Source organism: Pseudomonas sp. FH1, assembly GCF_000510895.2.
Taxonomy (GTDB): domain Bacteria; phylum Pseudomonadota; class Gammaproteobacteria; order Pseudomonadales; family Pseudomonadaceae; genus Aquipseudomonas; species Aquipseudomonas azotoformans_A.
This window is the reverse complement of sequence record NZ_AOHM01000025.1, coordinates 38,186-51,459: the sequence shown is the minus strand read 5'-3', so window position 1 is coordinate 51,459 and position 13,274 is coordinate 38,186. Positions and strand designations below refer to the sequence as shown.

The window sequence follows — 13,274 nt, the reverse complement described above, 5'->3', positions numbered from 1 at the left end:
GCGAACACCTTATCCACAGAAGCACCAACAGACTTTGGGGGCAACTTGGAGGGTGCTGTGGAAAACCACCTCAAACCTTCACAAATCGGGGTTTACAGGGTTTTTAGTCGGTAAAAAAACCAAATCGATCACATTTTGATCAATCCGATGAAAGCCTTGAATAATAAGGGCTTCAGCCGACAGCGAACATGTTATCCACAGAAGCGCCAACAGACTATGGGGGCAAGTCGGGCCGGAGAAATGCACAGGAGCAGCGAAAAACCCAAGTAAAAACCGCAAGTTAGCTTGGTTGTTTTTCGTACAGAGGGCTGGAGGGCTTGATTCACAGGGGGTGTGGACAACCGCGAACAGGTTATCCACAGACGGGTCAACAGGGATTGTGGGTAAGCCACATTCCCTGTTCAGCTTCAGCGAACCACACCTTCCTCAACCAGCAGCTTGAGGATAGCTTCGGCGCCCGCTTCCGGGCTCAGGCCCTTGAGCACTTGCCCGCCACCACCACTGGCCTTGGCCGTGGCGGCTTTCATGCGGTCAGCACCGCTCTTGGCCTTGATTACCTTGAGGCGCTTGGGGCGTGGCTTGGCCGGTTGCAGCACGGCGCCTGTGAATAACTCGTCTTGTTCGATTTCGACTTCATGGGCCGCCAGCTCACCGCGCTGCGCCGGGCCGTAAGCACTCTGCCGAGGCTTGGGCGCGGCGTTATCCACTGTCGCCAGAAACGGCAGGCGCACCTTCAGGCGTCGCCGCTGGCCGCGTGGCAAGGCTTGCAGCACATGGGCCACGCCGCCATCGATGGATTCGACCTGCGCCAGCCCGACAATCAGCGGCCAGCCCAATTGCTCGGCCAGCAGGTACGGCAACATGCCCGAGCCTTCACCGGTTTCGGCCTGGCTGCCAGCAAGCACCACCTGGGCACCGGCGTCGCGCAGGTATTCGCTGAGCACCGGCAAGGCATCGCTGCCCGCCGGTTGCTCCAGCACATGCAATTGCGGCAACCCCATGCCCAGGTAGCTGCGCAGGGTCGGCTCAGCAATGTTGCCGGCGTGCAGCACCTGCAACTTATCCCCAGCCATTTGCAGGCCCAATTCCACTGCGCGCGCGTCTTGCTCGGCGCGGCGCGGGCGACCGGAGGTCGGGTGGGCGCCGATGGATACCAGGCTGATAACATTCGTGTTCATGCTCATATCCTCAAGCCGCATCGCGCTTGGCGCCGTTGCGGTAGGCCTCTACCGCAGCGATCAAGGCATGCAGAATCGCGGCGCTTTCGCCGATGACCGAGAGATCGGCCCGCTTGATCATGTCGCAACCAGGGTCGAGGTTGATCGCCACCACCTTGTCGCAGGCACCGATGCCTTGCAGGTGCTGGATCGCCCCGGAAATACCCACGGCCACGTAGACCCGCGCCGTCACCCAGGTGCCGCTGGCGCCGACCTGGCGATCACGCGCCATGAAGCCATCGTCCACCGCCACCCGCGAGGCGCCTTCGGTGGCGCCCAGGGCCGCAGCGGTCTGGTGGAACAGGGCCCAGTCCTTCACGCCGTTGCCGCCAGAGAAAATGAATTCTGCCTCGGCCATGGGAATCGCCGCCGGATCCACCGCCACTGCACCGAGGTCTTCGATGCGCGGCAGGCTGCGTGCCAGGGCTGTGGATAACTCCACGGGGAGCACTTCATGCCGTGTCTCACTGACAGGATCGGCGCATTCAGCGGCGGCCAGAATCAGGCGTGGCAGCGGACGGGCCAAGTCTTCCTGGCCCGCACCGGCGCGGCCGATGCACTCGTCGCCCTTGATCTGCCAAACCCGCGTAGCCGGGCGTTCCTTGAGGCTGGCGGCAAAACGTCGGCCCAGTTCGCCACCACCGCTGCGGCTGTCTGGCAGCAACCAGTGACGCGGATTGAACTGGTGATCCACAGCGCGCAAACCTTGCACCCGTTGTTCCGGTGAATAACCGTCGAATTCGTGACCTTCCAGCACCAGCAGGCGATCGACGCCTGCGGTGGCAAATGCACCTTCCTTGTGTTCGCCAAACACCACCGCCAGCACCGCGCCGTCGCTGCCCGCCAGTTGTCGGGCCAGGCCGAGCAAGTCACGGTCGTGGCTGCTCAAGCGGCCGCCGACCATGTCCGGCACCACGTTGATGTAGAACGCAGGCGCCGCCACCTGATGCAGCGGCAACTGCACTTCCACCGCCGCTGTACGCTTGGCCGCGCCGCCCTGCTGGGCGCCACTGCGGTCGATGCGCTTGATGCCATTGGGGCCGATGAAGCCAACACCATGTACATTTTTGCGGATGACGCCATTGGGGCCCATCCAACTGTGTTGCACCGGTTGCATAGCCGCATGCAGCGGGTGCAGACGGTTGCGGGCGATCCACTCAGCGCGTGGGTCGCGGCGGATAATGTCGCTCATCAGTGCACCTCCGCAGACTTTTGTTGGACCGGGCGTTTGATGGGAGCCTTGGTCGGGGCTGCGTCTTCCAGCAGAGCGTCGGCTACCAGTTCGGCGATATCCTTGATCAGCGGACGTGGCTCAACCACACCCTCAAGCATCGCCGTGCACTGTGGACAACCCACGGCCACCAGCTCGGCGCCGGTTTCGCGGATGTCTTCCATGCGCATATCCGGTATGCGTTGCTTGCCGGGAATGTCGGTAATCGGCGCACCGCCCCCGCCACCGCAGCAGCGTGAACGGAAGCCCGAGCGTTGCATCTCCTTGACCTCGATGCCCAACGCCCGCAGCACTTGGCGCGGCGCCTCGTATTCGCCGTTGTAGCGGCCCAGGTAACAAGGGTCGTGGTAGGTCACGCTGTTGCCCTTGTGCTGGCCCAGGTTCAGCGCGCCCTCGCCGATCAGCTCGGCCATGAAGGTGCTGTGATGTTGCACCCGATAGTTGCCGTTGAAGGCGCCGTATTCGTTTTTCAGCACATGGAAGCTGTGCGGATCGCAGGTGACGATGCGCTTGAAGCTGTACTTGGCCAGGGTCTGGATATTGCGCGAAGCCAGCAACTGGAAGGTCGCTTCATCGCCCAGACGACGCGCCACGTCGCCGCTGTCACGCTCTTCCAGGCCGAGCACGGCAAAGTCGACCTTGGCCGCCTTGAGCACTTTGACGAAGGCGCGCAGAGTACGTTGGTTACGCATGTCGAAGGCACCGTCGCCGACCCAGAACAGCACGTCGGCACTGCCTTTCTCGCTGAGCAGCGGCAGGTTCAGGTCTGCCGCCCAGTTCAGGCGACCACCCGGTGCGAAACCGCCGGGGTTGTCGGTGGCGATCAGGTTTTCCAGGACTTCCGCGCCTTTGTTCGGCGTGGCGCCTTTTTCCAGGGTGAGGTGACGGCGCATGTCGACGATGGCGTCCACGTGCTCGATCATCATCGGGCACTCTTCCACGCAAGCGCGGCAGGTGGTGCAGGACCACAGGGTCTCGGCGTCCACCAGGCCGTTGACGATCGGCTGATGCGGGTTGCCGCTGTGTTCGCCGATGGCTTTGCCCGGATACGGGCTGCCGGCGAACTTGGCATCGGTGCCACCTGCCAGGCCGACCACCATGTCCTGGATCAGCTTTTTCGGGTTCAGTGGCTGGCCGGCGGCGAAGGCCGGGCACGCGGCTTCGCACTTGCCGCACTGTACGCAGGCGTCGAAGCCCAGCAGTTGGTTCCACGTGAAATCCTTGGGTTTCTCCACGCCCAGCGGCGCGGATTTATCGCTGAGGTCCAGTGGTTTCAAACCGGTGGAACGGCCGCCGCCAAAGCGCTCGGCGCGACGGTGCCAGGCCAGGTGCAAGGCACCGGCGAAGGCGTGCTTCATCGGGCCGCCCCAGGTCATGCCGAAGAACATCTCGGACACGCCCCACAACACACCCACCCCGAGCAACGCGGCAAGCAACCAGCCGCCGAAATCCGCTGGCAGAATCCCGGCCACCGGCAGGGTCACCAGAAAGAAGCTGACCGAGAACGCCATCAGGCTTTTCGGCAAGCGCATCCATGGGCCTTTCGAAAGACGTGCAGGCGGATTGCGACGGCGCAGGTAAACGAAGGTGGCGCCGACAAACATCAGTACCGAGGCCAGCAGCAAGGCGTAGCCGAGGATGCGATTCTGCAGGCCGAAGCCGTGGACCAGAATGGCGAGCAACGCCGACAGCACAAAACCCAGCGCGGTGGCGACGTGGGTGTTGGCGATGTATTTGTCGCGGGCGACCACGTGGTGCAGGTCGACCATGTAGCGTTTGGGCATGGCGAGCAGGCCGCCCAAAAGGTCAACCTTGGACGCGCGGCCACGGCGCCACATGTTCACCCGGCGCAGGGCGCCGAGGACGGCAAGGCCCAGGGCGGCAAACAAGAGAATAGGCAGCAAGGTGTTCAACATTGAGGTGACCTCAAGCGGCAAGCCTCAAGCTACAAGCGGCAAGTCAAAGCCGGTCACACATCGCTCTTTCTTGCAGCTTGAAGCTTGTGACTTGCGACTGTTCTTAAAAATCCTTGCAAAGGCGCAGGGCGTCATAGATCGCAGCATGGGTATTACGCTGCGCCACACAATCACCGATGCGGAACAGCAAGTACCCGTCACCCGCCTCGCTCAAGCACGGCTGCGGCTTGATCGCGAACAAGGCTTCGACGTCGATCTGGCCCTTGTTGCGCGAGCCTTCCTTGAGTGCGTAGTAGATAGCTTCATCCGGACGCACGCCGTTCTCGACGACCACCTGGTCCACCACCCGCTCCTCTTTAGCGCCGGTGTATTCGTTCTCCAGCACCGCCACCAGCTTGTCGCCTTCGCGGTAGACCTTTTCCAGCATCATGTCGCCGGTCATGATCACTTCTTTCGGGTACATGCTGCGGTAGTAGGTCGGGAACGACGTACCGCCGATGGCCACGCCTGGCTTGATGTCGTCGGTGACGATCTCGACCTGGCTGCCCTTGTCCGCGAGGAAATCCGCCACCGACATGCCGGTGAATTCGCAGATGGTGTCGTACACCAGCACGTTCTTGCCCGGCGCCACTTTGCCGTCGAGCACATCCCAGCTGCTCACCACCAGGCCTTCGGCCGCGCCCCAATGTTCGTTCTGTTCCACGTTCGGATGTCCGCCCACCGCCAGCACCACCACGTCCGGACGCACGTCCAGGATAGTGTCGGCATCAGCGGCCACGCCCAGGCGCAGATCGACCTTCAACCGCGCCAACTCCAGTTGGTACCAGCGGGTGATACCGGCAATCTGGTCACGCTGCGGCGCCTTGGACGCCGTGGTGATCTGCCCACCAATAAACTCTTTCTTTTCGAACAGGGTCACGTCATGGCCGCGCTCGGCCGCTACGCGTGCAGCTTCCATCCCGGCCGGGCCGGCACCGACCACCACAACCTTGCGTTTGACGCCGGTGGTTTTTTCGATGATGTGCGGCACACCCATGTATTCACGGGAGGTCGCGGCGTTCTGGATGCACAACACATCCAGGCCCTGGTACTGGCGGTCGATGCAGTAGTTGGCACCGACGCACTGCTTGATCTGGTCGATCTGGCCCATCTTGATCTTGGCGATCAGGTGCGGGTCGGCGATGTGCGCACGGGTCATACCGACCATGTCCACATAACCGCCTTCCAGGATGCGCGTGGCCTGGTTTGGGTCCTTGATGTTCTGCGCATGCAGCACCGGGACCTTGACCACTTCCTTGATACCGGCGGCCAAATGCAGGAACGGCTCCGGTGGATAACTCATGTTGGGGATCACGTTGGCCAAGGTGTTGTGCGTGTCACAACCCGAGCCCACTACGCCGATGAAATCCAGCATGCCGGTGTCGTCGTAGTACTTGGCGATCTGCTTCATGTCCTCATGGGACAAGCCGTCCGGGTGGAATTCATCACCGCACAGGCGCATGCCAACGCAGAAGTCGTCACCGACTTCGGCGCGCACGGCTTTCAGCACTTCCAGGCCGAACTTCATGCGGCCTTCGAAGGTGCCGCCCCACTCGTCGGTACGCTTGTTGACCCGCGGGCTCCAGAACTGGTCGATCATGTGCTGGTGCACGGCGGACAGTTCCACACCGTCCAGGCCGCCGGCCTTGGCGCGTTTGGCTGCGCTGGCATAGTTGCCGATCACGCGCCAGATTTCTTCCGGTTCGATGGTCTTGCAGGTCGCACGGTGCACCGGCTCACGCACGCCGGACGGCGACATCAGCGTGGGCCAGTTGAAGCCGTCCCAACGCGAGCGACGGCCCATGTGGGTAATCTGGATCATGATCTTGGCGCCATGCTTGTGCATCGCGTCGGCCAGGTTCTGGAAGTGCGGGATGATGCGGTCGGTGGACAGGTTGACCGAACTCCACCATTCCTGCGGGCTGTCGATAGCCACGACCGAGGAACCGCCGCAGATCGCCAGGCCGATACCGCCCTTGGCTTTCTCTTCGTAGTACTTCACATAGCGGTCGGTGGTCATGCCGCCGTCGGTCGCATAGACCTCGGCGTGGGCGGTACTGAGCACGCGGTTGCGGATGGTCAGTTTGCCGATCTGGATCGGCTGGAACATTGCTTCGAAAGCCATGGCACGGTCCTCGGCTTACAACGGCTTGACGGTGAACAGGCCGTCATCGTGGCCCTCTTCGGAGCCTCCGTAGACTTGTTCGGCGACAGTGCGGATCTGGCTGCCGCGGGCTTGCAGGATCTGGTCCATGGCGCCGGCAAACCAGCCGGTGAACATGTAGTCCACCTTACGCCCGACCTTGCCGTACACGTACACAAACGCGGAGTGTTCCAGCTTGACGCTGCAGGTGCCCTTGTCGAGGTCGATATCCTGGATCTTGAACAGGCCCCAGCCGCGTTGCGACAGGCGCTTCATGTAGTGCTCGAACACCGCGACGCCTTCCAGGCCGTGGCATTCGGCTTCTTTTTCACACCAGTGCCACGCGGATTTGTAGCCGGCCTTGTAGAGGATTTCGGCGTAGGCGTCGGCGCCCAGCACTTCTTCGATACCGATGTGGTTGTTGACGAAGAAATGGCGCGGCACGTACAGCATCGGCAGGGCGTCGGAGGTCCAGACACCGGTTTCGCTGTCGACTTCGATAGGCAATTGCGGGGCGATCTTGGCCATGGAAACTTAACTCCAGAAAAATTCTTGTTGATGCCCCCGGCGCGAATGGCCGGGGGGAAAAGATGCGGTGGCGGTGGCTTATTCGCCCCAGACGTCCTTGAGGACGTTCACCCAGTTTTCACCCATGATCTTGCGTACCACGCGCTCAGGGTGGCCGCGCTTGAGCAGGGTCTCGGTGAGGTTGGGGAACTCGCCCACGGTGCGGATGCCCAGCGGGTTGATGATCTTGCCGAAGCTGGTCAGGCGGCGGGCGTAGCCCTTGTCATGGGTCAGCATTTCAAAGAAATCCTGGCCATGGCCCTGGGTGAAGTCGGTGCCGATGCCGATGGCGTCTTCGCCGACGATATTCATGGTGTATTCGATGGCTTCGGCGTAGTCGTCGATGGTCGAATCGATGCCTTTGGCCAGGAACGGCGCGAACATGGTCACGCCGACAAAACCACCGTGGTCGGCAATGAACTTGAGTTCTTCATCGGACTTGTTGCGCGGGTGCTCTTTGAGCCCGGACGGCAGGCAGTGGGAGTAGCACACCGGTTTTTTCGATTCGAGGATGACTTCTTCGGAAGTCTTGGAGCCGACGTGTGAGAGGTCGCACATGATGCCGACGCGGTTCATCTCAGCGACGATTTCACGGCCAAAACCCGACAGGCCGCCATCACGCTCGTAGCAACCGGTGCCGACCAGGTTCTGGGTGTTGTAGCACATCTGCACCACACCGACGCCGAGCTGCTTGAAGATCTCGACATAGCCAAGCTGGTCTTCGAAGGCATGGGCGTTCTGGAAGCCGAAGATGATGCCGGTCTTGCCCTGCTCCTTGGCGCGGCGGATGTCGGCGGTGGTTTTCACCGGGATCACCAGGTCGCTGTTTTCACGGATCAGGGTCTGGCTGGCCACGATATTGTTGATGGTGGCCTGGAACCCTTCCCACACCGACACGGTGCAGTTGGCAGCGGTGAGGCCGCCTTTGCGCATGTCCTCGAACAGGTCGCGGTTCCACTTGGCAATAATCAGCCCGTCGATAACGATGCTGTCGGCGTGCAATTCGGCTGGGCTCATCAGGCGTCCCCTTATTGGCGATTCATGCGCCGAATCGTCTGCCGGCGCTTTGGGGCCAGCATATGCCCAGGGGCCGACAGAGCCGGGTGCAAAAACGACAGGGGAATTGCCGAAAGCGTCAATCCACGACAAAGCCTGTTATGAGAGGTCTGACTGGCGGCTGTTCTTTGTCTTACGCTTGAGCCAGAATTCCCGCATCACCTGATATGAGACGGCGCAATGAAATCGATTTTCCTGGCTTTGGCACTCATCGCAACCGGCGTCCACGCGGCCGAAGACACCGACAGCACGCCGTGCGACGGCATCGAAAACGACAAGCAAACCCTGGAATGCGCCTCCTACAACAAAACCACCGCCGAACAACTGCTCAAAGACAACTATCAAGGTCTGCTGGAACGCATGGCTTCGACCTATGGCAGCGACAAGACCAAGCTGGCGGACATTACCGCTCGTCTGAAGGATGCCCAGCAGAAGTGGGAAAAGTTACGGGATGCTGATTGCGCCGTGGACACCTTCCCGGCAGTCAACGGCACCAAGGCGTATGCGATTGCGCAGAATGATTGTCTGGCACGAATGAGCGATGAGCGGTCGGAGTTTTTGGAGTCGATTGGGCAGGAGTAACGGCTAGAAGGCTTTCCCGATTGAATTGAAGGCCATTTGCACCTGATCCCGCTGGGCTTTGTCGATATTGAGGTCAGCGCAATGCTGATGCCACCGGGATAGAGCCTCCATCGTCTGCTCGATGTAGAGGTCAGGTTCAAGAAAGCTGAAGGGTGCACAGACCTTCTTGATTGCCGTGCGTGATGGCTGGCCTGCACCTGCAAAAGCACTGGTGTGCTCATTCCCCCGACCGCTGGTATTGGCAAACGTCAGGTCATAGGCCGGCGCCATCTGCCAGCCTGTCGATGAGCCAAAGAACGAGAAGTTTTTTGCGTGGTCGTCACGGTTATGGGTCAGTGCATTGAACACCATCAGCCGGGCCATTTTTTCCACCTCCCTGGCATTTTTGGTGATCGCGAAGGTCAGGCGCAACAAATCGCTATAGTCCAGGCTGGGCATACGGTAGTCGGCATACAGAATCGCCGCAGCGGTGAGCATATGACGCTTCGTAAGACCCACGCGATCAAAGCGCCGTGTGACGAAAAACCGCTCTATTGCGGTAGCTGTCTCTACCTCAAGTAACGCCGAGTCTGAAATTTCGACCCCCGCGATACGGGCCATCAAGGCGTAGGCCTGTTCGATAGCGCCACTGTCCGGATGCTCTTCCTGGCTACGGAACTTGATCAACCAATGTTCGTAACCTTCAGGCATCTCACCAAATGAAGAGATAGCCTGCGTCTTGTCGGATGAAAGACCCATGACTGCCTTAGGACGTGCACCGCCAGGGGAGCCGCCCGCGAGGCGCAGTGACTCAATCACGTCTTTCGACTCACCCGACAGCACCTCTTGTGAAGCCTGGTAAAGAGAGGCCAGGTCAAGCTCGTTCTGTTCTGGCCTCTTTTCGAACGCTGGCTTGTATTCCAGTGCCCCCATACCCCGATTATCCATATAGGCGAGCCGCTCCAATGGGCCGATCGCACGACGCTCCATGCCCAATTGCGTGCGAAAGAAGCGGTCCATCAACAAGAGCCCCCAGCCATCGGGCAACGAATCGCTGAACGCCCCTTGCAGGCCACCGAACAGCAATGCGTCTGCCGCCAACTGAGGCGCCGAAGAAAAGTCCATGTACAACGGCGCCAGGTTGAAGCCGTTAGCCAGCCAACTCGGATCATACGAAAAATAAATGCCCCGGCCAGGCGCATCTACCAGCTCACCGACGCGTGAGCCCTGCAACATCACGTGCAGTGCAGAGACTGTTTTCATCGGCGTCCTCGCAGCCTGGTTTGGCTTTTCAGTTCCTGAAGACTGAGTGGCGGTGGTGCACTGAACAGATTCGCCATTTGCTCTCCTACCCCCAGGCTCATGGCGATCAGCAGCAGCGCATCGAGGGATACCTTGCCGGTCGTTTCAAAACGCTTGAGTGTGGATTCAGCCACTCCGGACTGGGCTGCCAAGGCTCGGCGAGAAAGGTTCTTGCTCAGCCGCAGAGCCTTGGCATTACCGGCGATCTGCAAGGCAATCTCGCCAGGGGCGTAGAGAATATGCGTAAGGGCCATGGTTCGACCTCAGAGGAGTGTTAGCAAGTGTAGCAGGCTACCCTACAATCATATTAAATAATGGATAACGGGTTATCCATAAAACGATGATTATCGACATAACGGATAATATATTGACCCTTATTTCATAATCTCTTCGATCTGATCTCCAGTGCCTTTGACCCCCATCGAAAGGTAAGCGACCATCTGCGCCATCTCACCTCCTTCAAGGCCAAACCATGAAAACCTGCGGCATCGAAATCAAAGGCAGCGAAGCCATCATCGCTGTCGCCTCCCTGGACAATCAGGCGTTGAGCCATGTCGCCCTCGCGACCAAGAAGATCGCACTTGAAGACGACGATGAGGCCGCCAACGTCAAAGCCTTCGCCGCTCAAGTGAAAGCGTTTGTGCAGGAAAACGCCGTCACCCGTATCGCCATCAAGAAACGCAGCAAGAAGGGTGAATTCGCCGGCGGCCCGACCACGTTCAAGATTGAAGGGGTGTTTCAGCTGCTGGATGCGGTTGAGGTGACGCTGCTGTCACCGCAGACCCTCAATGCGCAGAACAAGAAGCACAATTTTGAACTGCCGGCGACGCTGAACAAGTATCAACATGAGGCCTACAAGGCAGCCTGCTCGGCCCTGCTAAAGAAATAAGAAACCCCCTATTCACTGTGGGAGCTGGCTGTACGCCCCCTGTGTTGCAGCCAATCGCCAAAGGTCTTGTCCTCCAGGGCATAACCGCCCCGGCTCGACTTCCACACCAGTTCCTTGTCGCGCAGGGCATCGATGCAAGCCTGAATCGTCTGGGTGCCCGGCACCACGTCGCTGCCCATGCCTTCCAGCGCTTTGCTGACCGCAGCGAGGGTGCTGTCGGTGAACGGCGCGAAGGGTTCGTTGGTTTGAGAGCGCTCTACCATCACTTGCAGCACGGCGCGCTGGGGGATGGTGAGCGTGTTCCAGGCGCTCTCGAATTCGGTCCACACGCCTGCGCGCAACAGTTCGGCGCGACTGTGCAGCAGTTGGCCCAAATTGCTCGCCTCACCCAGCTCCAGCGCCACTTCGCCGATGATCGTGCGCAACATCTCGGGCCGACGGCCAACCAGCTCAAACGCCTCATCAATATCGGCCGGGTTGAATTGGTTGGTTTTCGCCAAGTGCGCGTTGAGGTGCGCGGTATAGGCCTGGGTGAACGCTTTGCCCAGCAACGGGAACGGCGTAATGCTGGATCCGAAGAAAGGCTGGCTTTTACCCAATACCAGGTGGGCCAGCTTGTCGCGATTGGAGCCAGTGAACACCAGATGCAAACCGCTGCCTTCCTCGTCACGCCCCTGGTTGAGCTGATCCCGGGCGGCCTTCAGCGCAAACATCGCATTGATGCCTGAATCGCTGGTCAAGGCGTGCTGCGCCTCGTCAATCACCAGGACGACGGTTTTTTCCGCCGCGTGATGCAATAACTCCAAGGCTTGGGTCAAGGTCGCGCCGACGGGCAATTGAGGCTTGCTGAAGTCCCAGGACAGCGTGCGCAGAAAACTCAGTTTCTCGATCCCAAGGTTCTTGGCGAGCTTGCGAATGCCCTTTTCATAGGGCACCAGCGCTGCGCCAATGGCGCTGGCAATCAACTCCGCAGGGTCTTTCTCTTTGTCGGCCCACAGATCGACGTACACCGCCAGCCACCCTCGCAGCTGACACTCCGGGATCAGGTCTTCACGCAAAAAAGTACTTTTTCCCGTGCGACGCGGTGCCGCGAGAAACAGGCCAGAGGTGAAATCCTGGATACCGGCCCCCACCAGGCCGTCGGCAATACTGCTTGCCAGCGCGGGACGGCGGAATACAAAGCCGCTGTGCTTGGACATGGTTTATACTCAATTATGGAAAGAACTATAAATTATAGTAACGAGTATAATTGACTATAATTGGCCGTCAAACCACTTCCCTTCGCCGATCCTCCCTCGGGCACTTCGCAAACCGTGCCCGATAACTGCGGGTGAAATACGACGGCGATTCAAACCCACAGGCAATGCTCACTTCCAGCACACTCATGTCGCTCTGGCGCAGCAGCTGCCGGGCTTTCTCCAGGCGCAGGCCGAGGTAGAAGTTGCTGGGGGTGTCGTTCAGGTGCAGGCGGAACAGGCGCTCCAGTTGGCGACGCGTCACTTTGATCGCTTCGGCCAGCGCCAATGTGCTCAGCGGCGGCTCGGTGTGCTGCTCCATCTCGCCGATCACTTGCACCAACTTCTTGTTGTTGATGCCGTAGCGCGTGGCGATCTGCATGCGCTGGTGGTCTTTGCGTGGGCGGATGCGGCCGAGCACGAATTGTTCGGAGACCTGGATCGCCAGTTCGGGGCCGTGGGCCTGGGCGATCAGGTCAAGCATCAGGTCGATGGAGGCCGTACCGCCAGCGCAGGTGATGCGGCGGCGGTCGATCTCGAACAGTTCCTGGGTCACGGTGAGCTGTGGATAAGACTCCTTGAAGGCGTCGATGGCTTCCCAGTGCAGGGTCAGGCGATGGCCATCGAGCAGGCCTGCTTCGGCGAGTACGCAGGCGCCGGTGTCGATGGCGCCGAGGGTCACGCCGTCGTGGTCGAGGCGGCGCAGCCAGTGTTCCAGCGCGGGGGTGGCGAATTGCAGCGGTTCGAAGCCCGCGACCACCAGCAAGGTCGCGCCTTTTTTCAACGGTTCCAGCGCGGCGTCGGCGTTGACCGACATGCCATTGCTCGCCAGCACCGCGCCGCCATCGGCGCTCAGCACGTGCCAGCGGTACAGCTCGCCACGAAAGCGGTTGGCCACCCGCAGCGGTTCCAGCGCGGAGATAAAGCCGATGGCCGAGAAGCCCGGCATCAGCAGAAAGTAGAAATCCTGGGACATGGTGGCGCTCTCGTCGGACGGGCAGCGTGGCACTGTGATACTCCCGTTCTCGGGTGGATTCAAGGGGGCAGGTCGCTGCAGTGCAAGAGCTGGTCGCCGCCGTGCGTTTTATAGGCCCTCAAGCTGCGTAACTTGATCCCAC

12 protein-coding genes are annotated in these 13,274 nt (G+C 60.4%); 2 read left to right on the top strand and 10 right to left on the bottom strand.

Annotation, left to right across the window (positions count from 1 at the left end):
- Positions 1-407 precede the first annotated feature (407 nt).
- The 6 genes from H096_RS10325 to H096_RS10300 form a co-directional block, all read right to left on the bottom strand.
- Complete coding sequence (locus tag H096_RS10325; protein WP_033898046.1) at positions 408-1,178, bottom strand: electron transfer flavoprotein subunit beta; 771 nt, start codon at positions 1,176-1,178, stop codon at positions 408-410.
- A 10-nt stretch (positions 1,179-1,188) separates the two neighbouring features.
- Positions 1,189-2,409 (bottom strand): electron transfer flavoprotein subunit alpha/FixB family protein, encoded by a 1,221-nt coding sequence (locus H096_RS10320; protein WP_033898045.1) that lies wholly within the window; start codon positions 2,407-2,409, stop codon positions 1,189-1,191.
- Positions 2,409-4,364 (bottom strand): dimethylglycine demethylation protein DgcB, encoded by a 1,956-nt coding sequence (dgcB, locus tag H096_RS10315; RefSeq protein WP_033898044.1) that lies wholly within the window; start codon positions 4,362-4,364, stop codon positions 2,409-2,411. Before dgcB ends, H096_RS10320 begins: the two co-directional genes overlap by 1 nt.
- Before the next feature lie 103 nt (positions 4,365-4,467).
- A complete protein-coding gene (gene dgcA / locus H096_RS10310; RefSeq protein ID WP_016977794.1) occupies positions 4,468-6,528 on the bottom strand; it encodes a dimethylglycine demethylation protein DgcA in 2,061 nt (686 codons plus the stop codon).
- Between the two features lie 15 nt (positions 6,529-6,543).
- Positions 6,544-7,074 (bottom strand): DUF5943 domain-containing protein, encoded by a 531-nt coding sequence (locus H096_RS10305; protein ID WP_033898043.1) that lies wholly within the window; start codon positions 7,072-7,074, stop codon positions 6,544-6,546.
- Positions 7,075-7,152: 78 nt separating this feature from the next.
- The gene (locus tag H096_RS10300) at positions 7,153-8,130 is read right to left on the bottom strand and encodes a dipeptidase (protein ID WP_005792153.1); all 978 of its coding nucleotides are present in this window, start codon (positions 8,128-8,130) and stop codon (positions 7,153-7,155) included.
- A gap of 219 nt (positions 8,131-8,349) precedes the next feature.
- Between H096_RS10300 and H096_RS10295 the strand changes: the two genes are divergently transcribed.
- Positions 8,350-8,751 (top strand): lysozyme inhibitor LprI family protein, encoded by a 402-nt coding sequence (locus H096_RS10295; RefSeq protein ID WP_016977792.1) that lies wholly within the window; start codon positions 8,350-8,352, stop codon positions 8,749-8,751.
- 3 nt (positions 8,752-8,754) lie between these two features.
- On the opposite strand, the gene H096_RS10290 is transcribed toward H096_RS10295, so the two are convergent.
- Positions 8,755-9,993 carry a type II toxin-antitoxin system HipA family toxin gene (locus H096_RS10290; RefSeq protein WP_033898042.1) on the bottom strand — a complete coding sequence of 413 codons (1,239 nt, stop codon included), beginning with the start codon at positions 9,991-9,993 and terminating at the stop codon, positions 8,755-8,757.
- Entirely contained in the window at positions 9,990-10,286 is a 297-nt protein-coding gene (locus H096_RS10285) for a helix-turn-helix transcriptional regulator (RefSeq protein ID WP_033898040.1), read from the bottom strand. The genes H096_RS10290 and H096_RS10285 overlap by 4 nt, the downstream gene beginning before the upstream one ends.
- Before the next feature lie 218 nt (positions 10,287-10,504).
- Here H096_RS10285 and H096_RS10280 point away from each other — a divergent pair, with 218 nt between their 5' ends.
- A complete protein-coding gene (locus H096_RS10280) occupies positions 10,505-10,921 on the top strand; it encodes a DUF3010 family protein (RefSeq protein ID WP_033898039.1) in 417 nt (138 codons plus the stop codon).
- A gap of 8 nt (positions 10,922-10,929) precedes the next feature.
- Here H096_RS10280 and H096_RS10275 read toward each other — a convergent pair whose 3' ends face one another.
- On the bottom strand, positions 10,930-12,120 hold the full coding sequence (locus tag H096_RS10275) for an AAA family ATPase (protein ID WP_033898037.1): 1,191 nt from the start codon (positions 12,118-12,120) through the stop codon (positions 10,930-10,932).
- A 67-nt stretch (positions 12,121-12,187) separates the two neighbouring features.
- The gene (locus tag H096_RS10270; RefSeq protein ID WP_016977789.1) at positions 12,188-13,132 is read right to left on the bottom strand and encodes a GlxA family transcriptional regulator; all 945 of its coding nucleotides are present in this window, start codon (positions 13,130-13,132) and stop codon (positions 12,188-12,190) included.
- Positions 13,133-13,274: the final 142 nt, after the last annotated feature.